This window comes from Brucella sp. JSBI001 (genome assembly GCF_026014005.1).
GTDB classification, from domain to species: Bacteria; Pseudomonadota; Alphaproteobacteria; order Rhizobiales; family Rhizobiaceae; genus Brucella; species Brucella anthropi.
On sequence record NZ_CP110339.1, the window covers coordinates 1,818,984 to 1,844,293 of the forward strand.

Genomic DNA, 25,310 nt, shown 5'->3' on the forward strand with positions numbered 1-25,310 from the left:
ATTCGCCTTGCCGGAAGTTACTTCTTCAACGAAGCATTCCAGAAGTAAGGCCACGGCGCTGGCTCGACGCCCTCCAGCTTGGTGGACATCGCTGCAACGGCATTGAAGTCGCCGATCTTGATCAGGGGCAGTTCGTCATAGATGGTCTTCTGAACGTCCGCCCACAGCGCAACGCGCTTTTCCGGATTGGATTCGGACGTGAAAGCATCGACTACGGTTTTACGCGCTGGCGTGTCCCACCAACCCGGCGAACTGGTCGATAGAGAGCCCATCAAAGCAGGCTCGGGCAGGAAGGGGCTGTGCGTTATGTAGATATCCCAGAGCTTGGGATCTGCGCGGCGCTGTGTCAGCGTCGCCCAATCGACAACCTGCAAATCCACTGTAAAACCGGCAAGTTTCAGATATTCGGCAGCCACCTGCGCCATCTTGTAATGGAACTCGTACTGGCGGCTGGTCAGAATACGCAGCGGCTCGCCGTTGTAGCCAGCCGCCTTCAATTCTTCCGCTGCAGCTTCCGGCTGGGCCACATTGTAGTTCCCTTCGACGCCAGCTTCTGTATTCCAGACAAAATTGGACGGATAGAAAGCGCCGTCCAATGCATAGAATTCCGTGCTGCCAAATGCCGCTGCAAGCATGTCTTCCATGCTCAGCGCATGTGTCACGGCCTTTCGGACCGGCAGTTTCGACGCCACACCTTCCTTGGTGTTGAAAACAAAGACAGGATAGCCGAAGGGCTTGAGAAGCAATGGCTGGGAAGCTGTCGAAGACTTGATCTTGTCAAATGATTCAACCGGAATGGAATCGACATAATCATACTGTCCGGAAACCGCTGCCTCGACACGGGTGTTAGCATCCGGGACTGACACGAAACGGATTTCGTCTAGATATTGATGGCGTGCGCCACCGTAACCATCACTCTCACCGTCGCGCGACTTGTATCCGTCGAAACGCACCAGCTGAATATACTGATCAGCCTTTCGCTCCTTGAGCATATAGGGACCGGTACCGATAAATTCATTCATCGGCTCAGCCTGTTTTTCTGACGGTATGATGATCGCCGCAGAGTTGTTGAAGGCAAGCAGAGAGGTCAATGGCGCATAAGGCTGCTTGAGCGTTATCGTCACTGTGGCCGGATCGGTCGCCGCGATATTATCGATAAAGGCCGACGCCTGCTTTCCGCGCGAAGCGAGCTTCGTCCAGCGCTCCAGCGACGCAACCACGTCTTCCGACGTCATGTCGCTACCGTCATGGAACTTGATGCCGGAACGCAGCTTGATCGTATAGGTTTTTCCATCCGCGCTGATTTCAGGCAGGCTTTCTGCCAGCAATGGCGTCGGCTTCCATTCCTTGTCGAACGTATAGAGCGTTTCGAAGATATGCTGCGTGACGATACCCACAAGATCGGCAGTGGATACCATCGGGTCGAGCGTCGGCGGCTCGCCAATGGTCGCGACATTGATGACACCACCCTTGTCCTGAGCCAGCGAAACGCCGGGACTGAAGATCATGGCAGAAGCCAGAAGGAGTGCTAATTTGATCCGCAAGGCAGAACCCCCATTTTTGATTTGTTCCACAATTATGTTATATAGGCTTTTATAAAAGAATAGCCGAGAACTTGGAGGTGTCAATCCATCAAAGTACATCGACTGAAAATCTTCCGTCGATAACGATGGAATGCTCATACAATGTGGGCATTTCGGATTTTATGGGTGGCAGCACCAAAGCTGTGTCGATATGAGTGCGCCATGACACGCAAAGGCCAGGGCTATCTCTTCACACTTCTCGCGGTTACCATTTTTGCAACGCAGGATGGTATCTCGAAGTATCTTGGCACCCATTATTCGCCGATCCTCATAACGATGATCCGCTATTGGGTCTTTGCTGCCTTCGTTCTCCTGCTTGCAATCCGCTCCGGAGGCATTGCCAAGGCCGCAGCAACGAAACGTCCCTTTTTGCAGGTTTTTCGCGGCATCCTGCTTGCTGCTGAAATCGTTACATTCATATTCGCCCTCAGTCGCGCGGGCATGGCAACGGCACAATCGATTTTTCAGGGCGCGCCGCTATTGGTGACCATGCTCTCGGTGCCCTTCCTTGGCGAAAAGGTTGGCTGGAGACGTTGGACTGCAATTATTGTCGGGTTGATCGGTGTTCTGCTGATTATCAATCCAGTGAACGCGACATTCGACGCAAGCCTGCTTCTACCCGTGGCGGCGATGGTCATGTTCGCCGTTTACGCGGTTGCGACACGCGCCGTCAGCAAGAGCGACGATGCCATGACCAGCTTCTTCTACACTGGAATAGCAGGTGCTGTTGCCCTCACATTTGTCGGCAGTTTCTATCTCATGCCTATTGCCAGAAGCGACTGGTTTTGGATGGCAGCCCTTTGTGCATGCGGTATAGCAAGCCATTATTTCCTCATCCGTGCCTACAACATTCTGGAGGCAGGAGAAGTACAACCGCTTACCTATCTGCAGCTCGTTATCGGCGCGTGTATTGCAGTCACAGTGTTCCACGAGCAATTGACATGGAACATCATTGCCGGTGCGGTCATCGTCGTCAGCGCCGGATTGTTCTCGGTCTTCCGCGAGCGGCAGCTTGGCAAAAGAAATCCACCCGCGCTTGGATAGGTTTCAATTCTCAATGCCTGATATACCGACGAGTCAGAGGTTTCGAGTACTTTCCGTCAAATCAGCTCCAATCACTGACCCAACGACAGGGCTCACCGGCTTGACAAATTAAACTTGATAATTTAATTCATGTTTTGACCTCTACTGGTCGCGTAGACTTCCAGCCGGCGCTTGACCTATTGAGAGCGCCGGTCTTTTTATGTCTTGTGCAAAACAAGCGCGGTCGAGTGGAACAGTCATGACGCAGCCAATAAGCTATATCGAAACCGATTGCGCGATAGCGGGTGGTGGGCCAGCAGGAATGATGCTGGGACTTTTGCTTGCACGCGCTGGTGTGAACGTGACCGTTCTCGAAAAGCATCCAGATTTTCTGCGTGATTTTCGCGGGGACACAATTCACCCGTCCACGCTTCAAGTCATGCATGAACTCGGCTTGCTGGACGGTCTTCTCGACTTGCCCCATACCAAGGCGCATCGGTTACATGCGGAGATTGGCGGCAAGGACATCACGATAGCCGATTTTTCGAGAATTCCCGCTCAGTGTCGTTTCATCGCTTTCATGCCGCAATGGGAATTTCTGGATTACATTGCACGCGAAGCTGCGAAATATTCAAACTTCAGGCTCCTTATGCGTGCAAGTGTGATCAATCTGACCGAGAAGGACGGAAGTGTTACCGGCCTCGTCGCGACAACACCAGCTGAAACCATAAATATCAATGCCAAACTTGTTGTGGGTGCGGACGGAAGAAACTCCGTGGTGCGCACAAAAGCCGGTCTGGAGGTCGAAAGTTTTGGCTCGCCAAGCGAAATTCTCTGGATGAAGTTGTCGCACGCTCCCAATGACCCACCCTATACGATGGGCCATGGCGGCCCTCGACAAGGTTTCGTCATGATTGATCGCGGTGACTACTGGCAATGCGGTTTTGTACTCCGCAAACAGACCTTTGCCGAAGTCAGGCAGGGAGGACTCGATGCATTCCGCAAGGCAGTTGCAGAAGTCTCTCCATTGCCTCCTGACCGAATGAACGAAATAGGCACATGGGATGACATTCATCTCTTGAGCGTACGCATCGACCGACTTAAAACGTGGTGGAAACCGGGGCTTCTGTGTATCGGCGATGCCGCCCATGCCATGTCGCCAATTGGTGGCTTTGGGGTCAATCTCGCCATTCAGGATGCCGTTGCAGCAGCCAATATTCTGGCCGCACCGCTTAAGGATAACCAAACTTTGGAACCGTATCTCCAAGCAGTCGAAGCCCGACGTCGCTTTCCCACAAAGGCAACGCAGAAACTGCAACTGATGATGCGCAGTGATCGTCGCAAGCGTGAAACAAACAATACCAGACGCGATGGGCCACCCACCTTTATGCGTCACCTCGCACGCTGGCCCATTCTTGCACATCTTGCGGGCAGGTTGATCGGTGTCGGCTTCCGCCCGGAACATGTCAGAAACAACTGAACGGCTGAGTTTCAGTCCATATCGTCAAGTTCGTCGTGAATACCGGCGACGATTTCCAGCCGCTGTTGCGCCGATTTCCCCGCATATGAAGCATAGGTCAGCGCCAAAAGCCGGATGGCGCTGCTGACGGCGGTATAAGATGCGCCCAATGCGATACTGTCTACATGACATGGGAGAACAACACGCGCGTAACGCTGTGCCTCAAAAACTGATCCACGGTCTGTAATAGTCACGATATTCAACCGGCTCGTTGCGGCGTAGCCCAGAATTTGTTTCAGCAATGCCCGATGCGGCGGCAATGTGATCAGCAGCAACACATCCTTCGGACCAGTCATGGCCAGGTCCTCAGCCCATGACCCCTGGTTGATGCCCAGGAGCATCACGCTGTGGCGCAGCCTTGAAAACAGAAGCCGCGCGTAGCGCGCAAACCCTTCCTCGTCACCAAGCCCGATCACCCAGACACGCGGCGCTTCTGCAATAAGTTCGGCAGCTTCGCGCATCTTGTCAGAGCGAAGCGCCTCGAACGTTCGAGTAATATTGGCGATCTCCAGATCGAGGTGCGTGCTGATGGTGCGCACCAACGGCACTTCTTCGTCAACCGTACTCGAATATTCAAAAGGTTCAGTGCGATTGCGCTCTTCGCGCGCCTGAAGTTTCACTTCATTGAAATCGGCATAGCCCAGATGCTGAAAGAAGCGAGCTGTGGTCGCCTTGGATACGCCGGCCATCTCCGCGATTTCGGTAGCGGAATGAATCAGAATGTCGTCCTCGCGCTCGAGAACGAGCTGCGCGATTTTCTGCTCGCCTGCCGTGAGCTTTGCGTAGCGCTCCTGTATGCGCAGTACCAGACGTGAAGCCATGTGCGTTTATTCCGAATCTCTCTGTGCACTAAAAAAGCTTATCATCGCCTCTTGCAATACTGAAACATTTGTTTCATTGATAGTGAAACATTGAAATTCATGGATTCTCCATGGCGTATTCCCGCAATACACGGCAGCGCATCTGGGATCGGCTGAAAGACGTCGCGCGCCCTGATGCACGCTTCCACTTCAAATTCTCGGAATTCATACCGGACTTTGAAGAAGTAGAGGCAGCTACGGATCGCTTGCTGGCGATTGAAGGGATTGCGAAAGCCAAATTGGTTTTTGTGACGCCAGATAATTCCATGATCGAGTTGCGCCGTCGCCTGATCATGTCGGGTACACCATTCATCATGCCGACCTACGGCATGCAGCGCGGCTTTCTCCTGCTCGAACCGGGATCCGTTCCCCCGGGGTTGGAGAAAGCCGCAGCCTGGCTTGACGGAATGGAACATTTCGGTCGATCGGTCAGTCTAGAAGACCTGACCCATATCGGTCGTTTTGATGTCATTGCGACTGGCGCATCCGCTGTTTCCATCGATGGAGTCCGTTTTGGCAAAGGCCATGCGTTCTTCGATCTGGAATGGGGCATGTTCACCGATCTGGGACTTGCCGACGAGCAGTCTCTGATTGTGGCAGCCGTGCATGACGTACAGATCGTGGAAGAGCGCCTCAACGTATCGGAGAACGATATTGCTCTCGACTTCATTGCCACGCCCAGCCGCCTGATCGAGATAACGCGCAACCGTCGCAGGCCGCGTGGTATTCGCTGGAACGACGTTTCAGCCGAAGAAATCCAGTCCATCCCCCCGCTGCGTGAGCTTGCGCGCATGCGCGGCATTGCCTGACAGTTCAGCACCAAAAGGAAAATTCAATGAATATTGCCCTGGATCGCCGTCGTTTTCTCGGACTGATGGGCGCCGCAGCCGCTCTGCCAGCCATGAGCCGTTTTGCCTCTGCGGATACACCATTCAACTTTCAGGCTTCCTGGATCAATGACGCGGAATTCAGCGGCTATTTCATTGCAGTCGACAAGGGCTTCTATCGCGAAGAAGGCCTCGACCTGAACTATATCTCCGGTGGTCCCGACGTCATTCCGGAAAGCACGATCATCGCGGGCAAGGCCGATCTGACCCTCACCACCCCCGACACGACGATCAAGGCCATCGTCGAACAGGGTGCGCCTTTCAAAATCATCGGCGCCCAGTATCAGAAGAACCCAATCGGTATTATTTCGCTGGCCAAGAACCCGATCAGGGAGCCAAAGGACCTGATCGGCAAAACGCTGGCTGTGCCGCCGGTCAACGTCATCTCGGTTGAAGCCATGCTGAAGATTTCGGGCATAGAGCCTTCTCAAGTCAACATCGTTCCTTACGCCTATGATCCGACGCCGCTCATCAAGGGTGAAATCGACGCTTCACTCGATTTTACGACCAATGTTCCTTTCACCATCAAGCAGGCTGGCGAAGAAGCAGTTTCCTTCCTGCTCTATGATTTTGGCTTTACGATCTTCAACGATACGGTTGTCGTTACGGAAGAAACACTCAAGACAAAGCGCAAGGATCTCGTTGCTTTCCTTCGCGCAAGCCGCAAGGGCTGGGATGAAAACCTCAAGGACCCGGCAGCCTACCCACCAAAATTTGCCGACAGCTGGTTCAAGGGCACCGGCCGCTCGATCGAAAACGAAGTCTATTTCAACACGGCGCAGAAGCCGCTGATCGAGACGCCGAATGGTGTATTCTCCATGAGCGAAGAAGCCATCGAGAACACGATCAAGGCGCTCGGTACGATTGGCATCGCCGCCAAGCGCGATCATTTCGACACAACGCTTCTTGAAGAGATTTGATGCCTGATATGTCCGGGATCAAACTTGAAAATGTGACGCGCTCCTTTTCGGGGCGCGGCACGAACGTAATTGCACTATCCGATGTCTCGCTCGAATGCCCGACCGGCTCGTTCACTGCACTCATCGGACCGTCCGGTTGTGGCAAGTCGACCATGTTGCGGCTGGCACTCGGTCTCGATCAGCCTGATAACGGCTCGATTTCAGTCATGGGCAAAAGCCCTGTAGAGGCCGCAAAGGCCGGACTGACCGGTGTGGCTTTTCAGGATGCGGCGCTCATGCCTTGGCGCAATGTCGAAGACAATATTGCCTTGCCGTTGGATGTGCTTGGCCTGTCTCGTTCGACAAAGACCGACCGGATTGCCGAATTGATCGCCCTTGTTGGCCTCAAAGGCTTCGAAAAAGCTCTTCCGGGTGAGCTTTCCGGCGGCATGCGCCAGCGTGTGGCAATTGCTCGCTCTCTGGTCACCGATCCGCGCGTTCTGTTTCTCGACGAGCCTTTCGGCGCACTCGACCAGATATTGCGCCGCCAGATGAACATTGAGCTTCAACGCATATGGCTTGAAAGCAAGGCCACCACCCTGCTTGTCACCCATGGCATAGACGAAGCGGTTTTCCTCGCCGACCGGATCGTGGTGATGCACAGTCGCCCCGGACGCATCGCGAAGATCATCAATATTCCGCTGGAACGCCCACGCAGCCCCGAAATATTCAGCACATCGCAATTCCATGCGCTGGAGGACGCCGTCGCGGAGGCTTTGCATGGCTGACATGAAGCCATCAACCCATCTCTCCACCTTGCGCAACTGGGTCATCCTCATTGCAGCCTGGGAGATGTGTGGCCGCTTTTCCCTGATTGCAGGCGGCGCCTTGCCAGCACCTTCGGCGGTCCTGGCCCGTCTGTGGATCGACCGTGCCGATTATCCAGCTCATATACTAGCGACACTTCAGGGCGCCGGTGCTGGCTTTGTCATCGGAAACCTTGTTGCCGTAGCTGCAGGCATTCTGTTCGCCCTCTTTCCAGCTGCCGCGAAACTGGGTCGGGGCGTCAACATCGCGATTTTTGCACTGCCTCCAATTGCCATCTCGCCTATTCTGGTTCTGACTTTTTCAGGAATGACACCGCGTATCACGCTGGCGGCACTTGGTTGTTATTTCATCACCATGGCCGCCACCGTGACTGGCATCAGCCAGACGGACCGCCGTATGGTGGATATTGTTCGTGCCTATGGTGGCAACCGATGGAAAGTGCTGCGTCTGGCCCAATTGCGATCCGCTCTGCCGTCAATCCTTGCCGGCCTGCGTATTGCCGCTCCCAATGCGGTTCTAGGCTCCATTCTGGCTGAGTTTGGTGGCGGTGGGCGTTTCGGTCTCGGCGCCTATCTGATCGGTTCTCTCGGGCGAGCAGAACCGACCCGGCTCTGGGGTATCGGTCTGTGCGCTACCTTGCTCGCAGGATTGGCCTATGCGCTCTTTTCCATTCTTGCAAAAATGCTGACTGGCAGCACCAAGGCCATCACCGTCCCAGCCAACGCTCCAAACACTGCCCCGCGCGACTCTCGCGGCCTAAACTTTATTCTCGTCATTTGTTCGATCGCGCTTCCGTTCGTCTTATGGTGGCTGCTGCTCGTTTTCATGGGAACACCGGCCATGATTGCCAAGACACCAGCCGGACTGTTCGACTATCTTTTCCTCGCTCCGTCTGCAGCTCCCGCACAGGCAAAATTGCTGACAGCGCTTTCACAGACTTTGCCGCTTACCTTTCTTGGCATGGCAGCAGGCATCCTTTTCGCCTTTGCGCTCGCTATCGCCTCAGTCGCCAAGCCTGCCATCGTGCGCGGCTTCATGCCTGTCGCCCTTGTCACGCAGACAATGCCACTCGTTGCCCTGACCCCCCTGCTCGTTTTGTTATTGGGACGCGGCCCGTCCGTCATCCTCTGGATTACAGTCTCGGTCACATTCTTCCCTGCCTTCGTGACTATGGCTCAGGGTATGGCACTGGTTCCTCGTGCCGCACTGGATGTGCCCCGCGCCTATGGCGCCAGCATCTGGACCCAAATCCGTCTGGTATCCGTGCCCGCCTCCCTACCCTATCTCTTCGCTGCCATTCGCCTTGCCGTACCGCGCGCTTTGCTCGGCGTCATGATTGCAGAATGGCTGGCAACGGGTACGGGGCTCGGAAACCTTCTCAACCAGTCACGCGGCTATCTCGACTACGGCATGATCTGGGCCGTTGCCGTGGTGTCCGTGATGCTGTCCGTCATTTTCTATCAAATCGTAGCCCTCTGCGAGCGCCAGGTGCTCGCACGCCGCGGCATGAGCCCGGCAGACTAAAATGCAAGGAGTCCCCATGGAAATCACCGATCACAAAGCTTCCGTTCGCGAACGTGTGTGGAGCGAGTTGCGCAAGGTTGCTGTCCCGGATAGCCGTTTCCATTTCGACTTCGGCGAGTTCATCGCAGATTTTGAAGGTGGAGAGGATGCGGTAGCCCGGCTGACAAGCCATCATTATTATCAGAATGCAGATTTCATCTTCATTACGCCCGATAATTGTCTCGACCGCCTGCGTCTTCAGGCTTTGAAAGACGGCAAGACCGTTCTGATAACCACATATTCCATCAAGCGCGGCTTCTGGGTTCTCGATCCGAAGCTGATTTCGCCGGATTATTATCTTTACGCCTCGACGCTCGACGGCATGGAGCGTGTGGGACAGCCGGTCACGCTGAAAGATATCTCGGCTATGCCAGTCGTCGATTACATGGTCACCGGCACCGGCGCGATCAATCTCGAGGGCGTACGCTTCGGCAAAGGGCATGGCTTCTTCGATGCCGAATGGGGTATGCTTTACCGTCTGGGCCGCATCACTGCAGCGACGCCTGCTGCCGCTGTCGTACACGACTGTCAGGTTCTGAGCGAAAAGCTCACGCCGGATGTCTATGACACCGTCGCGGACGTGATTTTCACACCCACCCGCACAATAGAGGTGAAGGACCCGCACAAGCCAACCTGCGGAATCATATGGGACCGCCTCGATCCTGTTATGTACGAAACGATCCCTCCGCTTCAGGAATTGAAGGCTATGGGCCTCTAGGTGTGTTCTTCCAAAAACTAAAAAGCCGGATGCAGTAAACGCATCCGGCTTTTTAGTTTGGATAGCCTGAGATCGTTACACGCCGGTCACGAGCTTCAGCGCGATAGACCACATCGTAACGGCAATGACGCCTTCAAGAATGCGCCATGACGACGGGCGGGCAAAGATCGGGCGCAGCCAGCGGGCACCGAAGCCAAGCGAAAAGAAAAACACGAAGGATGCGGTGATAGCCCCCGCCGCGAACGACGTTTCCAAACCGGGAAACTGCGTAGAAATCGTTCCGAGCAGCACGACAGTATCCAGATAGACATGCGGATTGAGCCATGTCAGTGCCAGACAGGTTGCAAGCGTCTTGGTGAGGCTCACGGACGCCCCGTTCGCAGTGGCCAGAACCGCTGACGAGGTGAAAGCGGAGTAAAGGCTTCGCGCACCATACCAGATCAGAAAAGCTGCACCGCCATATCGCATGATGGGATCAAGCGCAGGCATGATGGCAGCGATCTTCTGGAAGCTTGTCACACCTATCAGGATCAGGATGGCATCCGATACGGCACAAGCCAGGCTGACGGCGAACACATGCTCATCGCGTAAACCCTGCCGCAGAACGAAAGCGTTTTGTGCACCAATCGCGACAATGAGGGTGAGGCCCATGGTAAAGCCGGTTACGTAGATTGAAGTGTTCATAAATGGTCGCCATCTGGGAGTAAGTTGGCACTTGGATACCAAATGCTATAGGATTAGAATAATTAAACTTAATAACTTCAGTTTAGGAATTCTAATGATCGACTACTCCGCCTTGAGAGCAGTGGCGATGGTGGTTCAGACGGGCAGTTTTGAGAAAGCCGCACGAGCGTTGAACGTCACTCCGTCAGCAATCTCGCAACGTGTCAAACATCTCGAAGAGCGGCTTGGCGCAGTACTCATTGAGCGAGGCTCTCCTTGCACGGCGACCGAAAAAGGAGACTGGTTGTGCCGGCATATCGAGCAGGTAGGCATGCTCGAACGCGAACTTCTGGCAGAGTTGCCTGGACTGTCCGGAAGCGAAAATACTGCACAGCGCGTAACGCTTCATATAGCGACCAACGCTGATAGTCTGGGCACGTGGTTTCTGAAAGCAATCTCGCATTTCAGCACGACAGCGGAATATCTTTTCAACATTGCGGTCGACGATCAGGATCACACTGCCGAATGGCTGCAGCGCGGGCGTGTCGTAGCCGCCGTGACTTCTTTATCAAAACCAGTTCAAGGCTGTCGTCTAACCCCGCTTGGTATCCTTCAATATCGCGCCACGGCATCACCGGAATTCATCGCTCGCCACTTTCCAGACGGAATAACCCACGATGCTATTGCCAAAGCGCCGGCACTGACGTTCAACCAAAAGGACAGATTGCAGGATCAGTGGGTGCGCACTGCCCTCCGAACCGATATAGCATGCCCGACACATTGGCTTCCCTCGACACAGGCTTTTGTCGAGGCAAGCCTGTCAGGCATGGGATGGGGGATGAATCCGGTGCAGTTGGTCGGTGACCATTTGCAGTCGGGCAAACTGGTGGAACTCATCCCGGATACGCCGCTGGATATTCCCCTGTTCTGGCAGGTCAACCGCCTTGCGGCCGACAGGCTCGCAAGCCTGACACAGACGGTTTTGACGACGGCACGACAGGAGCTTGCGCCTATCTCAAACAAATGAGGAAAGCCGCCAATTCGAAAAACACATGGAAACAATGGGATGAAGCAATATTTTTTGTACCATTGCCGTCAATCACCATCTGTTTTCTTGAACGTGAACAGCGATTGAGCGATGCATGATGCATGAAGCTCCTGTTCCTCATCGTGGCGCTGATCGCCCTTGCCTTTCTCGGCTGCTATTTGCAGATGTTTTTCGCCGTGCCGTAAACACGCAACAATCTTGATCTGCCGAGAACACACGCTATGAGTGTTCAGGAAAGCTCAATCCTACAAGGAAAAGGCAGGATCAATGATCCTGCCCCGTTTGTGCAACGCCCGCTGCCTCTTCGCAGACTCTGACATGTTCAGCCAGTGCCTCAAGCTGCAGGAAAGCGCTTATGGTACAGATATCCCGCTTCTGAAACTTTGGAAGCTCCTGAAGCTCCTTCAATCTGGTGAGAAGTGCACCGCGGTTCATGGTTTTCCCTCCATCTTTCTGGCTATCCGCAAGACTGGTGTTAGAATGCATTTCGATCCGATTAAATCAGATCGGCGCTCTAACCTTTTCTATTGTAAGCATAATCTTATCGACCTTCGTTTCACTCCCGTTGGATTGTGCTTTAATCAGGCTGCCCGCACCTTCGCTTTTGTTTTCAACGGAAGCTCGATATCGACTTCGAGCGTCGACATCTGGTCACCTCGATCCATTTTCACGCTGACCTTGTCGCGATCAATCTGGATATGCTTGGCGATAACGGCGAGAATTTCCTCCCGCAATACCGCAACAAGATCGGAATGTTCGTGTGACGCCCTTTCATGGGCGAGCAGAACCTGCAACCGTTCGCGCGCTTGCGGCGCGGAGGCAGGCTTGCTGAAGAAACGAAACAGGCTCATGCCGCTCTCCTTCCGAAAAGTTTACCAAGAAGGCCGCGCTTTTCGGATGGAACAGTCATCGGCACTTCTTCGCCGGCAAGGCGGCGGGCTGCGTCGAGATAAGCCAATGCAGGCGCACTGCGCTGATCGGCGAGCGTTACGGGGGAACCAATATTGGATGCCCGCAGAACGTCCTGGCTTTCCGGAATAATACCCAGAAGCGGAATGGACAGAATTTCGAGAACGTCATCAACCTTCAGCATGTCGCCGCGCTCGGCGCGTACCGGGTCATAACGGGTCAGCAAGAGATGCTTTTCCACACGTTCGCCACGTTCGGCCTTGAGTGTCTTGGCATCCAGCAGACCGATGATACGGTCGGAATCGCGCACAGACGACACTTCAGGATTCGTGACAACCACAGCCATATCCGCATGACGCATGGCGAGTGTGGCACCGCGTTCGATCCCGGCGGGGCTATCGCAAATGATCCAGTCGAACTCCTTCTTGAGATCTTCCATGACGCGGTCGACGCCATCAGTGGTCAGGTTATCCTTATCGCGCGTCTGGGAGGCAGGCAGCAGATACAGTGTCTCAAGGCGCTTGTCGCGGATCAAAGCCTGCGGAAGCTTTGCGTCACCCTGAATGACATTAACCAGATCGAACACGACGCGACGTTCAGCCCCCATGACGAGGTCAAGGTTACGCAGACCAACATCGAAGTCGATAACGACTGTCTTCTCACCGCGTTGCGCCAGCGCAGCGCCGATTGCAGCGGTTGATGTCGTTTTGCCAACGCCACCCTTACCGGAAGTTACAACAATCACTTTTGCCATATTTGTCTCCTGTATCTCCCGCGCGCCTCCAGAGCATTCGTTACCCGGGATATGAAATGCTCTGCTTTTCTTTTTCAGCACTCAAAAGTGCCCTGACAATTTGTCTGGACCAGCATTTTCCCAAGGCTGTTCGGCCGTTTGGGAAACATGCTAGTTTAGCGTTTCGGCCATCATATAATCGCCGTCGAGCCAGAGCTGGACTGCCTGTCCGCGCAATCGGCTCTCCATGTCTTCGGCCGTCTTGTAAAGACCATCGATGGCAACGAGTTCTGCCTCCATCTTGCGACAGAAAATGCGCGCATCGGCATTTCCGGCTGTCCCAGCCATCGCACGACCGCGCAGCGCGCCATAAACGTGGATCGAGCCACCAGCCACCACTTCCGCACCGGACGCTACAGAACCAACAATCGTTACATCGCCGTCCGGAAAGTAGACCGACTGACCAGACCTTACCGGCTCGGTAACCACCATGGACGGAACGGCCTTGACGAGTTGTACCGATGCGGGTGCCACCGGAGTGCGCTCCTGCGACTTCGGTTCTGTGATCTCCGGGTCGAAATCTGCGGCAGGTTGTCCGCCACGCATCGCTGGCGGCATGCCTGGCCCCAGCAGAGAGGGCCGCGCATTTTCAAAGCCCGTGATCCAGACACCACGTTTAACCAAATCCTCAAGCAATTGAACCAATTGCGGACGCTCGATCGAAACGTTCTCCAGATCGAGAACGATCGGGCGATTCAGAAAGAAACCCACGGAACGGGCTGCAAGATCGTCCAGCTTGTCGAGCCAGCCATCGAGCGGCAGTTCAGGCGAGAGTACCAGCGCAAGAAAGGATCTCCCTTTCAAACGGATTGGACGAGACTGTGTTAGCACTTGATTCATCTTGGTTAAAAAACGGTTTATCCGGTCTATATGCGCAATGGTTAACAGATGGTTAATTTCTGAAGCCAGAACGCCCCCATTGCTGAAGCGGCCGGTCCCTTTTGACGATCAAAGCATAACTATCGACGAGGCATTAGCCTCCAGACACAGAACGCAACATTGTGCCCACCTGAACAGCCGAAAGCGCCTCCAGCCTGGAAACGACTCAGCTTATTCTTGATTGTAAACGGATATCAGGATCGATAATCATCGTTTCTTCACCCATCCACAGAAGACAACGCAGAAAATATAAAATTAATTTCCAATCAAATATGACGCTACGTAATGTATTATAATTTTATAATATATTTTTATTTAGCCAAAAATCAGAATAACTTGTAGCAAGTGGAAAGCTGCCGAACCTTATCCGATTCTTTTTAAAGTATATTTCTTCTAATTGTTCCGGAATTGCAGATCAACTAAATCAGTTTCTGGTATTGTCGACACTGCGTCAAGAATTCCATGAACAATCTGCGCCATGAGGAATCTTCACACGCCCTATCAGCCAACCTAGCCGACGCAGCAAATGAGTATAACCCAACGAAGCAACAGCGATCTTTCTGATCGCTTTCATTCCTCTTCGAACGCAGCTTTATTCAGTGGGAATAATCCCTGACGGAAACACTGAAATATAAATCTTCTGGAAGGTTCCGCTCAAAGGAACCGCCTCGCGTTTGGGCGGGGGGCTTAGGGGCGCGAGGCGGGCGAGCTCTCAGGAGTGCACGCACAGGGAAAATGGAACGTTAGCTCCGATTCTGGAACTAACAATACGTTCCAGCCTGAAAAATTACGTGAGTAGAATATAGAAAAGCCCACAACGCTCGGGAGGAGGAGAACGTTGTGGGCTTAATCTGTAAGCGCGATTGGGAGGAGGAGTATCGCGCTTTGGGTCCGGTTCTTGGGAGGAGGAGTGAACCGGACGTTTTTTTTAATAACCCGTTCAGCCGGCCTACTCAATCAACAAGCTTGCATTGCTGATATGCACTTTCAACAGATCCAAATGAAAACCGCCTCGCAGCGAATGAACGCGCTGAGGCGGCATATCTCCCCCGAAAGCCCCCAATCGAAGAAGATAGAAGAACTTACTCACAGCTTTGACGAAAATAAATAGACAATCTGCACGCACACTTGAAAATCTGGTGAACAATATCAGCCAATGGTTGAGAAACCTATCTCAACGAACTTTTCCGCGTCTGCAACTGTTCGACTAAACACTATTAAAGATCGGGTATAGTTCAGTCCTGCAGTGCAATTAAAATGCTCTTGTACCGGATGGAACCTGAATGACTATCACCCAATAACCCTACACAAATTTCAGTATTTTCTGAAAGTTATAGAGTTTTATTAAGGGGTTGCTTTCTCCATGAGCACGGTTATTGTTCCTCTCACTTGGAGGAGGGAGTACCGCCCCAGCGCGCTAGACCGCTGCGGGGCGGTTTCTTTTTTAGCTACCCAAAAATGCATATCTGCATTGCAGCGTTGCCCCTTGTATGCAGCGGCCCTTATTCCTATCTTGGGCTTGTTCGGTTTTACTCCTCCTCCCAAAAACCGAACCCAAAGCGCGATACTCCTCCTCCCAATCGCGCTTTATAGATCCGCCCACTGCACATTCCTCCTCCCAGTGCAGTGGGCGCTCTCTTTTCTGGAAAGCTCTTCACACATATCGGAAATTTGTGCCCAATCAGGTGAGCCTGTAGCTATTTCAGTAGTTTTAAGGGTTTGCAGGTAATTTCTGCGCGTGATGCACGAGGGAGCGGGGTTCCATGTTCTTCAGCACGACCTTCAAATCGGCCAGACCGACGCTGCTATGCGCGCCTATGCTCTGGCTAGGTTTTGTTCTCGTTCTGCTGATCGCGCTTCTGTCATTCAGGCTCAATGCCCCCATTGGGCCAATGTACTGGGACAGCTACATCTACTTCGACGCAGCCCAGCGCATAAGAATGGACCAGATTCCCGGTGTAGACTTTTCCACGCCTGTCGGACCGCTTGGCTACTATCTTTTTGCATGGGGACACTCCCTGTTCCCACAGGCACAACCGCTTTTGCTCGTTCAATGGTCAATATTGGTCGTTGCAGCCCCTCTGATGGCATGGGTACTGACAGAGCTTCCCCCCCATAATCGAATAACCGGATTTCTGATCCTTGTTCCATTTCTAGTTTTCGCAATCTTTCCGGCCAATACACAAAGCTTTTATCCCTACCCCGGACTGGATGGGTTTGGCATTTATAACCGCCATACATCGCTTTTGCTCTACGTGCTGATGTGCGGATTGCTGTTTATGCGAAACGGCGCAAAGCTCGCGCTGTTTTGTGCGGCAGTGATGCTCGCCTTGTTCTTGATGAAGGTCACGGGCTTTCTTGCAGGTGGACTGTTCGGGCTTGCGGCACTTCTCGCTGGACGAATCTCTATACGCAACGTTCTGCTGGCCGCCGCCATTACCGTTGCATTTCTGTTCGTCCTTGAATTGTACAATGGGATTATCGGCGGATATATTCGCGATATCGCCTCATTGATCGCCCTGAACGAAGAAGCCCTGCTGCCGCGTTTCCTGACCGTCATATCGTTGAAGCTGGACGTCATTCTGCCAGCGACGATCCTTGTTCTCATTCTTTTCTGGAATGAACAGTTCCATTCCGGCAAACACAATCGCTTTTTCGACCGGAGTTCGGTCTGGCTCGCCGTTGGGCTTCTGGGTGGCATCATCCTTGAGACACAGAACACCGGAAATCAGGAATTCATATTCCTTTGGCCCATCCTGCTTATGATTTTTCAGCGGATAAAAGCCGGCACCGAGAAGCTCAAAATCGCCTTCGTCGTGCTCGCTGCCTTCTGTGCCCTCCCGACATTCACCAAGGTTGCGCACCGTACCCTGCGCGCCGTTGCCGTAGCCCCGACTTATGTGCAACCGTCCTTCCCGGAACTGAAGAACCTCGGGCAGGTGTTGACCCGGCCCGATTTCCTGCAGCGGGCAGAGCTTTTCGAAACCCACTACCCGGAAAACAATGCAGCCTATGACGCGCTGGCAGCGCAAGGCCAACTACCTAGCTGGCAGCTTTATTCAGAAATCGATTTCCAGGTCTACTGGCTCGTTTCTGCAAACCGGATGGTGAAGGATCTGAAATCCTTCGAGACCCGGAACAACGTTCGCCTGCAAAGCATCATGTCGCTCGACTTCGTCAATCCGTTTGCATGGATATTGGATCGCGATGCGACACGGCATATCCAGATCGGCGCCGACCCCTTCCGCACTGTCCCGGCGTTATCCAAGGAAACGAAGGCTGCCGTAGAAGCAACAGACGGCATATTGCGCCCGAAATGTCCGACGACGACCAATCGTCTTGCCTTGCAGAAAATATATGCCGAAGCACTGCAGGATCGCGCCGTCGTCGCTTTGAACCCCTGTTGGGATTTGCTGCTTCGCCCCGGCTTTATCCCGTAATCAGAAACGGCTCATTTGATCTGAGCCTTGACGAAATCCCGCACAATCCGGACGATGCCGCGTGAAAGGACCTCATCCAGCGCCTTGATGAATGCGTCCACATGCTCCCGCCCGCAGATCAGCGGCGGCTCAAGACGGATGACGTTTCGATTATATTCAGTAAAGGCGACCAGAACCCCATGATCGCGCAGCAGATGGCTGCCAATAAAGCCGGGAAGTGAACCTTTCAGTTTTTCATCAAGCATTGCCAGGACTGGTCGCAGCACGACCGGCATCGTCTGGGAAAAATCATGGAACTCCAGCCCCACCATCATCCCCTTCCCGCGCACATCTTTCAAAAGCGCAGGATAGCGGCTCTGCAGTTCGTGCAGCCGATCCAGAAGATATTCCCCGACATCGGCTGCGTTATCAATCAGATGCTCGTCGTAAAGAACGTTCAGAGCTTCAATCGACGTAACGCAGGCTTCGCCAATCCCGCCAAAAGTCGCCATCGCATGGATCATCGCCGTCTTGGGCGTGCCGTAAGCCTTCATGTAGACGTCGCGCCGCGCGATCATGGCGGCCATTGCGGTCTTTCCACCGCCAAGCGACTTCGCCAGTGCGGTGACATCCGGCATGACGCCATAATGCTCGAAAGCATAGAATTTCCCGGTTCGTCCCAACCCACATTGCACTTCATCGGCAACCCAGATCACACCATACTGGTCGCAAAGGCTTCGCAACTTTTGCCAGAACTGTGCATCAGTTTGAATGATACCGCCACCACCTTGCACCGTTTCAAGCACAATCACCCCGATCTCGGGGTCAGAGCGAAACGCATTTTCAATGGCTGCAATGTCACCGAAGGGAACCCGAACGGTGTTATCGACCAGCTTGAATTCGCCACGATATAGCCCGCCATCAGTGATGGACAGAACACCCTTCGTTTTGCCATGGAACGAATTTTCCGCATAGACGATCTTGGGCTTTTTAGGACCTGCGGCGCGCTCTGCGACCTTGATCGCGGCTTCCATCGCCTCAGAACCGGAAGACCCCAGAAACACCATGTCGAGATCTCCCGGCGAGCAAGCCGCAATGTCATAAGCAAGAGCGGCCGCATATTGCGACATGAAGGCGATTGCAATCTCGTGGCGCATTTCTTCCTGAAACTGACGCCGTGCTTCGAGAATACGCGGGTGATTATGGCCAAAAGCCAGCGATCCGAACCCGCCGAAAAAATCGAGAATGGCGCGCCCATTCTGATCATAATAATACATGCCTTCAGCGCGTTCGATCTTCACCTTGTGAAAGCCGAGCAGCTTCATGAAGTGAAGCTGGCCTGGATTGAGGTGAGTGGTAAACAGCTCCGTCATCCGTGGCAGATCGAGCGCTTTCGCCTCGGCAACCGTCAACAGCTTCGGCTTCGGCGTTGTATTGGTCTTGTTCATTTCTGCCTCTATGCCGTTTCGGAAGCCCGCACATCCGATGATGCCGCGCCGATTTTCTTGCGATATTCGCTGTAAGCCGCGATCAGCATATCCTCATCACGATATTGCGGTATCCAGCCAAGCTCGCGCTCGCCCTTCGAGACATCGAGAACACACATTTCGTCGGCAATCAGATATTGCTCCGGGTCCATGATCGGCATGTTCATCCAGTCCAGCAGATCCAGCGTGCGTTTCACCGCCCAGGCGGGTGTTGGCAACAAAATAGATTTCGAACCTGCATGGCTGATCAGATCACCAAGCAGTTTGCGGACGGGAGGCGGATTGAGCGAGCCGAGATTATAGGCCTCGTTTGGAACACCAGCCTTGAAAGCGGCACGTGCCGCCTCCGCACAGTCGAACACCGAAATGAACTGGTAAGGGTTCCTGCCCGAGCCGATCATCGGCACCGGCAAATTGTAATCAATCAGCTTGAACAGCTTTTCCAGAATGCCGAGACGGCCCGGTCCAATGATAAGACGAGGACGAAACAGGGAGATATTCATGCCCCGCACGCGCCATTCAATGGCGAGTTCTTCGGTTTTCAGTTTTGACAGGCCGTACTCACCGAGCGGCTTGCACGGATGGTCTTCTTTCTGCGGCCAGACATAGGTGTGCCCGTACACCATATCGGTGGTGAAATGGACGAGCTTGTTGGCACCAGCCACATCCATCGCCTTGATGATGTTCGCCGTCCCGTAATAATTGACGGGAAAAAAGAAGTCGTGCCGCTTTGCCCGGACCTGAATTGGTGAAAGCATTTTGGCGGACAGGTTATAGACCATGTCGTCTGCGCGGATACCAAGCCTGCGGATTGCTTCCGGATCGGTCACATCAGTCGCGATGAAAGCGGCATCAGTATAGTGTGGCAGATCGCTTTTCACGATATCCGCGACAAGGACCTCGTAACCATCGGCAAGTAGCTTTGGAGCAAGATAGCGCCCGACAAAACCGTCGCCACCGAAGATTACATGTCTCATCGTACTGCCCCCGTTCAACTATGTGTCTGCTGGTTCACATGCGTCTCCGCCTGCGGTTCGGACGGCTTGCCGCTTTGTGCGATCAGCACTGTCCCGATGCAGATGAACGCAATTCCCGCAATCTTGTAGGCGCCAAGTTCCTCCTTGAACAAAAGCCAGGCGAACAGAGCGACCGCGACATAGGCAAGACTGAGGAACGGATAGGCAAACGAAAGATCCACTTTCGACAGCACGTAAAGATGCGACGCCATCGAGATCACGAAGGTGAGCAAACCGGCAAAAATCCAGGGATTGAAGACAATCTGGAATATGCGCTGGATCAATGTTTCGGCTGAAAAGCTGATCGGCCCGAGCGTCAGCATGCCATATTTCAACATCAACTGCGCGGCAGCATTGGTCATGACTGTGAACAGGATGAAGGGAATATATTTCATCACGTTTCCTAACCTGCAGCGCCGAGCATCAATGCGGTCCGGCGCCAGAAATTGGAATTGAAAGCCTTGTCGCGAAAGGCCTCGAAATCGCGCCAGCGCGGATAGCTTGCAGCAAAAACCTCTGCGCTCATCCTTTGGTCCTTATATGGATTGACCCGGCCACCGGCTTCAACAGTCATCTGGTCCAGACGGTTCAGCAATTCCAGCGTTGTGTGGCCACGATTGGGGAAATCCATCGTCAGCGTATATCCCGGCATCGGAAATGACATGAGACCGGGAGACTTCATCGAACCAAAACGCTTGAGTACCGTCAGAAAGGAGACCTGTCCTGCATTGCGACTTGCCTCAAGCATCGCTGGAACGATCTTTCGGGCTGCTTCGAACGGAATTACACTTTGATGCTGGTAGAGCCCTGCCGGGCCGTAAAGCCTGTTCCAGTTTCTCACTCCGTCGAGTGGATAAAAGAAGCTTTGATACGGCACTATACGCGCTGTTTTCAGCCGCCTCTTGCGCTGGAAATAGGCCGCATTGAAAAGCGACAGGCTTGTCTTGTTCAACAGCGATAATGGCAATTCAACCGGCACGCCAAACCGCCCAGCGATCGAAATAGAGCCATTCGGCGCGGCAACATGATTACCGACCATCAGCAAGCCCCGGCCATCGGAGAGCTGATCGACCCAGGCAACAGCATATTCATTTTCATGATCGGCCACCCCGGCCATATCAAAATAAGCATCAAGGTTGGCGAAGGGCAGAACCTTTTCCTCGACATCGAGACCGCCGACCCGCTTGAGCCGGATCGTTGCGCGAAGAATTAATCCGGTTAGTCCCATTCCACCGATGGTTGCCCGAAACAGATCAATGTGCTCCGTATCGGAACATCTGTAGTAGACGCCGTCCGAACGAAGCAGTTCCAGCCTTTCAACATGACACCCGAAAGTACCCTGCCGGTGATGGTTTTTACCATGCACGTCATTGGCAATGGCGCCGCCGAGCGTCACAAACTGCGTGCCCGGCGTGACAGGGAGGAAATAGCCATGCGGAGTAACATGGGTGACGATTTCACTCAAAAACACGCCGCTCTCAGCCGTCAGCAATCCCGTATCTGGATCGAAGTGTAGTATCTTTTTCCGCGCCTGCATGGGCACGAGAAAGCCCATATCATTGTGGCAGCTATCACCGTAGGAGCGACCATTTCCGAATGGCAACAGGCTTGCATCGCCGGGCAAGGCTCGCGTGAAATCAGTCTCCAGTCTCTCCAGCGGAAGGTATTGCCGGCTTCGCCGGTTAATACGTCCGAAACTGTCGAAGGATTGTTCCATCAGCGCATACCAGCCACAAGAAGCAGCACCGCGCCAAGCGCGATGACGACCTGACTGCGCCAATCCCTCGCAATGAAGAGGACCGGGTCGTCATCCATGTCGCCGCGATGCGCCAATATCCACACACGCACGTTGATATAGAGTACGATCGGACCGAGCGGCCATATCAGCCAGGGATAGGTGTAGAGCGTCTTGACGGCATCGCTATTGATATAGAGTGCCAAAACCAGCGCTGCGGTAAACGCGGCTGCGACCCCACACTGTCCGACAATATCGCGATCTTCCGGACGGTAGCCTCGCCCCAAAATCCGGTCCTTTTCTGTCACGGTAGCGCCCTGCAGTTCGACATAACGCTTCACCAGCGCCAGCGACAGAAAGAAGAACATGGCAAAGGCCATCAGCCAGAACGATGGCGGGATATAGGAAGCCGCCGACCCTCCCAATAGCCGCAGGCTGTAAAGTCCCGCGAGGCAAATCACGTCTCCCAACAACATGCGTTTCAAGGCGAAGGTATAGGCGGTCGTGAAAAACAGATAGGTGACGATTGCAAGCGTAAAGGCGGGCGGAAGGAAAAGGCAGACGAAAGCCGTCAGAAGCAACAACAGGGCCGCAACGCTTAGGCCAAAGGGAATGGATATCTTTCCGTGTGCAAAAGGTCGCTGATTTTTTCGCACATGTCTTCGATCCACCGGAAGATCGACAATATCATTGACGATATAGATCGCAGACGATGCCGCAGAAAAGGCCACGAATGCCAGGCAAGTCGCAATCAACACGTCTGGCTTCATTATGTCATGCGCCAGAATGGCCGGGACAAAGACGAGCAGATTCTTTAGCCACTGATGAACGCGGAGCATACGAGCATAGGTTCGAATAGTTGGTTTTTCGGCACTGAAAAGTTCACAACCAGTTTGCTTCTGGAAATGTGCCGCTGCACGATCAGGTGCGACAACGATCGCCTGTCGGGCTGCATCGAAAACAGGCAGGTCATCACGATCATTTCCGGCATAGTCGAATCCCTGTCGTCCATAGTGCTCGACAAGCAGATCAGCCTTGCGCTGTGCCGAAAGATTGGTCGTACCGGATGTTGAATAGACAGCACTGAAAATCCCAAGCTCAGACGCAACAGCCCTAGCCATCGGTTCAGCGGCAGCTGTTGCCAGCACCAAAGTCCGCCCCGCCCCATGTTCGCTACGCAGAAATTCCAGAAACTCGGTTCGGTAGGGAAGTCGCGATGCATCGAGCGTTACGCGCTCAGCCACCTGTCGCTTGAGATATGCCTTGCCTGAGAACAGCCACACCGGCAGCATGAAGACGAACAGGATGTTCCTCTTCAAAAGAAGAAAAATACCCTCCCACAGCAGATCGGTCGAAACCAGAGTTCCGTCCAGATCGACTGCCAGCGGCACATTCTCGCTGCTTTGCCCCCGCGTATCCATTTTCAGCCCTTTTCCGCTCAGGCGTGAATGCGGTTCGATCAACCTTTTCCGCCCGAGCCCCCTGTCGTAAAGGGATAGAGGCAGAAACCAAATGAAAAATGAATTTTTCCGTTACAATCGAGAATTGATTTGCTGAGTACAGTTTCTGCTTAAAATTTCCTCAATAGCTAAAATACAGCATATTGTTTGCGGGTTGCATAGTTTCAAGTTCGCCGGAGAGACTTTCCGGCGAACATTCCATAGTTTAGACATCTCTAAACTAACATTATCTTGAGCCCGGAAAAAGCAAATCGACAAACTTGCCTGCAGTCGGTTGCGGTTCGTGGTTGGCAAGGCCGGGACGCTCATTGGCTTCGATGAAAATATAGTCTGGCTTTTCGGGCTGCTTGACCATGAAATCGATCCCGACAACGGGAATGCCGATTGCACGCGCAGCCTTACAGGCAGCATCGACAAGGTTTCTATGAACAGTCGCTGTCACGTCGTGGATCGTACCGCCTGTATGTAGATTGGCCGCCTTGCGCACCGTGATTTCACGATGATCTTCCAGAACGGAATCGAGCGACAGGCCTTGTTCCTCAAGACACCTTTTCGTTTCCGTATCGACTGGTATGCGGCTTTCTCCGCCAGTCGCCGCAGCGCGTCTGCGCGATTGTATCTCGATAAGCTTGCGGATGGTTGCCTTGCCGTCACCGACAACGCGTGGCGGGCGACGAACCGCAGCGGCAACGAGCTGGTAGTCGATAACCACCAGCCGAAGGTCCTCACCTTCAAAACACGCCTCCAGCAGCACGCGGTCGCACACGGTTCGCGCCTGTTTGATTGCCGTTCGCAGGTCTTTAATGGTCGATATGCCGACAGAAATTCCTCTTCCCTGTTCGCCCCGGGCTGGTTTCACCACCAGCTTGCCGTGACGTTTTAGAAAAGCTTCCAGCGCATCATCGTCCGCTTCGGCCGCAATCTGCTCCGGCACTGTCAGACCAGCCTTCTCGACGACGCGCCGCGTCACGGCCTTGTCGTCGCAGATTGACATCGCTACACCCGATGTCATTTCAGACAAGCTCTCACGGCAATGGACGGAACGCCCGCCATAGGAGAGGCGGAAAAAGCCGCCTTCAGCATCGGTTATTTCAACCTGAATACCACGACGCACCGCTTCATCCACGATTATGCTAGCATAGGGATTGAGCGCATCGAAGGTTTCCAGATGCGAGGCGAAAAATTTCTCGTTGATTGCGTTCTTGCGCTTTATCGCGAAGAGCGGAACGCGACGAAACTTCAGCTTTTCATAGAGCCTTATGGCATTCTCATTATCGTGCAGAACCGAGAGATCGATATGGCTCAAGCCGCGAGCCTGAAAATGCTCGGCAAGTTTTCGCACCAGTTTTTCACCGATACCTGGCTGCCGCGCTTGAGGATGAACTGCAAGACACCAAAGCGAAGCACTGCGATCAGGATCATCGAAAAGGCGCTGATGGTCGATGCCAGTTACGGTGCCAACAATTTCGCCGGTAGCATCGTCCTGAGCCACAAAATAGGTAACAGCACGATTGTCTCGTTCCGATGAGAAAAAGTCGGGACGCAGTTGAACCATCCCACAGGCCGCGTAAACAGCGTTGATGCCTTCCGCGTCCACTTCGGAGACTGCGCGACGTATGGTGATGCCACGTATCCGTCGCCCGCCCGGTCGATAGGTCGCAAGTTCAATCCGGTATGTATGCGACGGATCGAGAAATATCTCATGTGGTGCCAGTGACAGCAACACATGAGGATCGCTGACGTAAAAGACGATATCGCGGCTCGCTGGCGCTTCCCCCCGCAATGCTTCCACTATGGCTTCATTGGTCTCGAAGGTCTGCGCGAAGAGTAGTCGGCCCCAGCCGCAATCGACAACCACATCCTGCTTGCGATCTTCGCTTCCCGCCTTGTCATGGCCGTGCGCATGTTCCTGATAAAAGCCTGCGCTTTCAGGTGTACGCAAGCGCGTAAGACGGTGCGAAAAGGCTTTGCGACCTTTCGCTTTCTGCCGGGCCATATCCACCTCACCGGTTTTCCGCATT

Annotated in this window: 22 protein-coding genes; 9 read left to right on the forward strand and 13 right to left on the reverse strand. The window is 53.7% G+C overall.

Annotated features, from left to right (window positions below; translation table 11 throughout):
- Positions 1 to 17: 17 nt before the first annotated feature.
- Positions 18 to 1,508 carry an ABC transporter substrate-binding protein gene (locus LJ361_RS08645; RefSeq protein ID WP_373418748.1) on the reverse strand — a complete coding sequence of 497 codons (1,491 nt, stop codon included), beginning with the start codon at positions 1,506 to 1,508 and terminating at the stop codon, positions 18 to 20.
- 237 nt (positions 1,509 to 1,745) lie between these two features.
- Here LJ361_RS08645 and LJ361_RS08650 point away from each other — a divergent pair, with 237 nt between their 5' ends.
- Together LJ361_RS08650 and LJ361_RS08655 are read left to right on the forward strand one after the other, a co-directional pair.
- A complete protein-coding gene (locus LJ361_RS08650) occupies positions 1,746 to 2,627 on the forward strand; it encodes a DMT family transporter (protein ID WP_029928014.1) in 882 nt (293 codons plus the stop codon).
- Positions 2,628 to 2,865: 238 nt separating this feature from the next.
- Entirely contained in the window at positions 2,866 to 4,086 is a 1,221-nt protein-coding gene (locus tag LJ361_RS08655; protein WP_029928015.1) for an FAD-dependent oxidoreductase, read from the forward strand.
- An 11-nt stretch (positions 4,087 to 4,097) separates the two neighbouring features.
- Here LJ361_RS08655 and LJ361_RS08660 read toward each other — a convergent pair whose 3' ends face one another.
- A complete protein-coding gene (locus tag LJ361_RS08660; RefSeq protein ID WP_029928016.1) occupies positions 4,098 to 4,946 on the reverse strand; it encodes a MurR/RpiR family transcriptional regulator in 849 nt (282 codons plus the stop codon).
- A gap of 110 nt (positions 4,947 to 5,056) precedes the next feature.
- Here LJ361_RS08660 and LJ361_RS08665 point away from each other — a divergent pair, with 110 nt between their 5' ends.
- The 5 genes from LJ361_RS08665 to LJ361_RS08685 are packed head-to-tail and all read left to right on the forward strand — an operon-like array spanning position 5,057 to position 9,880.
- Positions 5,057 to 5,794: a 5-formyltetrahydrofolate cyclo-ligase gene (locus LJ361_RS08665; RefSeq protein WP_029928017.1), complete on the forward strand. Its 738-nt coding sequence runs from the start codon at positions 5,057 to 5,059 to the stop codon at positions 5,792 to 5,794.
- A 26-nt stretch (positions 5,795 to 5,820) separates the two neighbouring features.
- Complete coding sequence (locus LJ361_RS08670) at positions 5,821 to 6,792, forward strand: ABC transporter substrate-binding protein (RefSeq protein WP_010660943.1); 972 nt, start codon at positions 5,821 to 5,823, stop codon at positions 6,790 to 6,792.
- Entirely contained in the window at positions 6,792 to 7,559 is a 768-nt protein-coding gene (locus LJ361_RS08675; protein ID WP_029928018.1) for an ABC transporter ATP-binding protein, read from the forward strand. Before LJ361_RS08670 ends, LJ361_RS08675 begins: the two co-directional genes overlap by 1 nt.
- Positions 7,552 to 9,123, forward strand: coding sequence for an ABC transporter permease (locus tag LJ361_RS08680; RefSeq protein ID WP_029928019.1), 1,572 nt, complete (start codon positions 7,552 to 7,554; stop codon positions 9,121 to 9,123). Before LJ361_RS08675 ends, LJ361_RS08680 begins: the two co-directional genes overlap by 8 nt.
- A gap of 16 nt (positions 9,124 to 9,139) precedes the next feature.
- Entirely contained in the window at positions 9,140 to 9,880 is a 741-nt protein-coding gene (locus LJ361_RS08685; protein ID WP_010660940.1) for a 5-formyltetrahydrofolate cyclo-ligase, read from the forward strand.
- 75 nt (positions 9,881 to 9,955) lie between these two features.
- Here the strand turns inward: LJ361_RS08685 and LJ361_RS08690 are convergent, their stop codons facing one another.
- On the reverse strand, positions 9,956 to 10,564 hold the full coding sequence (locus tag LJ361_RS08690) for a LysE/ArgO family amino acid transporter (RefSeq protein WP_011982707.1): 609 nt from the start codon (positions 10,562 to 10,564) through the stop codon (positions 9,956 to 9,958).
- A gap of 94 nt (positions 10,565 to 10,658) precedes the next feature.
- On the opposite strand from LJ361_RS08690, the gene LJ361_RS08695 reads away from it, so the two are divergent.
- The gene (locus tag LJ361_RS08695; RefSeq protein ID WP_011982706.1) at positions 10,659 to 11,570 is read left to right on the forward strand and encodes a LysR family transcriptional regulator ArgP; all 912 of its coding nucleotides are present in this window, start codon (positions 10,659 to 10,661) and stop codon (positions 11,568 to 11,570) included.
- A 285-nt stretch (positions 11,571 to 11,855) separates the two neighbouring features.
- Here LJ361_RS08695 and LJ361_RS08700 read toward each other — a convergent pair whose 3' ends face one another.
- The 4 genes from LJ361_RS08700 to minC form a co-directional block, all read right to left on the reverse strand.
- Positions 11,856 to 12,026, reverse strand: coding sequence for a hypothetical protein (locus LJ361_RS08700; protein WP_010660937.1), 171 nt, complete (start codon positions 12,024 to 12,026; stop codon positions 11,856 to 11,858).
- A gap of 146 nt (positions 12,027 to 12,172) precedes the next feature.
- Positions 12,173 to 12,442: a cell division topological specificity factor MinE gene (gene minE, locus LJ361_RS08705; protein WP_006468449.1), complete on the reverse strand. Its 270-nt coding sequence runs from the start codon at positions 12,440 to 12,442 to the stop codon at positions 12,173 to 12,175.
- Positions 12,439 to 13,254 carry a septum site-determining protein MinD gene (gene minD / locus LJ361_RS08710; protein WP_010660936.1) on the reverse strand — a complete coding sequence of 272 codons (816 nt, stop codon included), beginning with the start codon at positions 13,252 to 13,254 and terminating at the stop codon, positions 12,439 to 12,441. The genes minE and minD overlap by 4 nt, the downstream gene beginning before the upstream one ends.
- 150 nt (positions 13,255 to 13,404) lie before the next feature.
- Positions 13,405 to 14,133, reverse strand: a complete 729-nt coding sequence (gene minC / locus LJ361_RS08715) for a septum site-determining protein MinC (protein ID WP_010660935.1) — start codon at positions 14,131 to 14,133, stop codon at positions 13,405 to 13,407.
- A 1,802-nt stretch (positions 14,134 to 15,935) separates the two neighbouring features.
- On the opposite strand from minC, the gene LJ361_RS08720 reads away from it, so the two are divergent.
- A complete protein-coding gene (locus tag LJ361_RS08720) occupies positions 15,936 to 17,612 on the forward strand; it encodes a hypothetical protein (protein ID WP_264813342.1) in 1,677 nt (558 codons plus the stop codon).
- An 11-nt stretch (positions 17,613 to 17,623) separates the two neighbouring features.
- On the opposite strand, the gene LJ361_RS08725 is transcribed toward LJ361_RS08720, so the two are convergent.
- The 6 genes from LJ361_RS08725 to ngg all read right to left on the reverse strand — a co-directional run bounded on the left by LJ361_RS08725 (position 17,624) and on the right by ngg (position 25,309).
- On the reverse strand, positions 17,624 to 19,039 hold the full coding sequence (locus tag LJ361_RS08725; protein WP_264813343.1) for an aspartate aminotransferase family protein: 1,416 nt from the start codon (positions 19,037 to 19,039) through the stop codon (positions 17,624 to 17,626).
- 8 nt (positions 19,040 to 19,047) lie between these two features.
- A complete protein-coding gene (locus tag LJ361_RS08730) occupies positions 19,048 to 20,055 on the reverse strand; it encodes an NAD-dependent epimerase/dehydratase family protein (RefSeq protein ID WP_264813344.1) in 1,008 nt (335 codons plus the stop codon).
- A 14-nt stretch (positions 20,056 to 20,069) separates the two neighbouring features.
- Positions 20,070 to 20,489 carry an EamA family transporter gene (locus LJ361_RS08735; protein ID WP_010660930.1) on the reverse strand — a complete coding sequence of 140 codons (420 nt, stop codon included), beginning with the start codon at positions 20,487 to 20,489 and terminating at the stop codon, positions 20,070 to 20,072.
- 8 nt (positions 20,490 to 20,497) lie between these two features.
- On the reverse strand, positions 20,498 to 21,811 hold the full coding sequence (locus LJ361_RS08740; protein ID WP_264813346.1) for an FAD-binding oxidoreductase: 1,314 nt from the start codon (positions 21,809 to 21,811) through the stop codon (positions 20,498 to 20,500).
- A complete protein-coding gene (locus tag LJ361_RS08745; RefSeq protein WP_264813588.1) occupies positions 21,811 to 23,250 on the reverse strand; it encodes a UbiA family prenyltransferase in 1,440 nt (479 codons plus the stop codon). The genes LJ361_RS08740 and LJ361_RS08745 overlap by 1 nt, the downstream gene beginning before the upstream one ends.
- A gap of 265 nt (positions 23,251 to 23,515) precedes the next feature.
- Positions 23,516 to 25,309, reverse strand: a complete 1,794-nt coding sequence (gene ngg / locus LJ361_RS08750; RefSeq protein ID WP_264813348.1) for an N-acetylglutaminylglutamine synthetase — start codon at positions 25,307 to 25,309, stop codon at positions 23,516 to 23,518.
- Position 25,310 lies beyond the last annotated feature (1 nt).

What these genes read in the sequence shown, in the direction of transcription:
- LJ361_RS08645 (WP_373418748.1), bottom strand. Translation starts at nt 1,508, where the DNA reads ATGATCTTCAGTCCCGGCGTTTCGCTGGCTCAGGACAAGGGTGGTGTC.
- LJ361_RS08650 (WP_029928014.1), top strand. Translation starts at nt 1,746, where the DNA reads ATGACACGCAAAGGCCAGGGCTATCTCTTCACACTTCTCGCGGTTACC.
- LJ361_RS08655 (WP_029928015.1), top strand. Translation starts at nt 2,866, where the DNA reads ATGACGCAGCCAATAAGCTATATCGAAACCGATTGCGCGATAGCGGGT.
- LJ361_RS08660 (WP_029928016.1), bottom strand. Translation starts at nt 4,946, where the DNA reads ATGGCTTCACGTCTGGTACTGCGCATACAGGAGCGCTACGCAAAGCTC.
- LJ361_RS08665 (WP_029928017.1), top strand. Translation starts at nt 5,057, where the DNA reads ATGGCGTATTCCCGCAATACACGGCAGCGCATCTGGGATCGGCTGAAA.
- LJ361_RS08670 (WP_010660943.1), top strand. Translation starts at nt 5,821, where the DNA reads ATGAATATTGCCCTGGATCGCCGTCGTTTTCTCGGACTGATGGGCGCC.
- LJ361_RS08675 (WP_029928018.1), top strand. Translation starts at nt 6,792, where the DNA reads ATGCCTGATATGTCCGGGATCAAACTTGAAAATGTGACGCGCTCCTTT.
- LJ361_RS08680 (WP_029928019.1), top strand. Translation starts at nt 7,552, where the DNA reads ATGGCTGACATGAAGCCATCAACCCATCTCTCCACCTTGCGCAACTGG.
- LJ361_RS08685 (WP_010660940.1), top strand. Translation starts at nt 9,140, where the DNA reads ATGGAAATCACCGATCACAAAGCTTCCGTTCGCGAACGTGTGTGGAGC.
- LJ361_RS08690 (WP_011982707.1), bottom strand. Translation starts at nt 10,564, where the DNA reads ATGAACACTTCAATCTACGTAACCGGCTTTACCATGGGCCTCACCCTC.
- LJ361_RS08695 (WP_011982706.1), top strand. Translation starts at nt 10,659, where the DNA reads ATGATCGACTACTCCGCCTTGAGAGCAGTGGCGATGGTGGTTCAGACG.
- LJ361_RS08700 (WP_010660937.1), bottom strand. Translation starts at nt 12,026, where the DNA reads ATGAACCGCGGTGCACTTCTCACCAGATTGAAGGAGCTTCAGGAGCTT.
- minE (WP_006468449.1), bottom strand. Translation starts at nt 12,442, where the DNA reads ATGAGCCTGTTTCGTTTCTTCAGCAAGCCTGCCTCCGCGCCGCAAGCG.
- minD (WP_010660936.1), bottom strand. Translation starts at nt 13,254, where the DNA reads ATGGCAAAAGTGATTGTTGTAACTTCCGGTAAGGGTGGCGTTGGCAAA.
- minC (WP_010660935.1), bottom strand. Translation starts at nt 14,133, where the DNA reads ATGAATCAAGTGCTAACACAGTCTCGTCCAATCCGTTTGAAAGGGAGA.
- LJ361_RS08720 (WP_264813342.1), top strand. Translation starts at nt 15,936, where the DNA reads ATGTTCTTCAGCACGACCTTCAAATCGGCCAGACCGACGCTGCTATGC.
- LJ361_RS08725 (WP_264813343.1), bottom strand. Translation starts at nt 19,039, where the DNA reads ATGAACAAGACCAATACAACGCCGAAGCCGAAGCTGTTGACGGTTGCC.
- LJ361_RS08730 (WP_264813344.1), bottom strand. Translation starts at nt 20,055, where the DNA reads ATGAGACATGTAATCTTCGGTGGCGACGGTTTTGTCGGGCGCTATCTT.
- LJ361_RS08735 (WP_010660930.1), bottom strand. Translation starts at nt 20,489, where the DNA reads ATGAAATATATTCCCTTCATCCTGTTCACAGTCATGACCAATGCTGCC.
- LJ361_RS08740 (WP_264813346.1), bottom strand. Translation starts at nt 21,811, where the DNA reads ATGGAACAATCCTTCGACAGTTTCGGACGTATTAACCGGCGAAGCCGG.
- LJ361_RS08745 (WP_264813588.1), bottom strand. Translation starts at nt 23,250, where the DNA reads ATGGATACGCGGGGGCAAAGCAGCGAGAATGTGCCGCTGGCAGTCGAT.
- ngg (WP_264813348.1), bottom strand. Translation starts at nt 25,309, where the DNA reads ATGCGGAAAACCGGTGAGGTGGATATGGCCCGGCAGAAAGCGAAAGGT.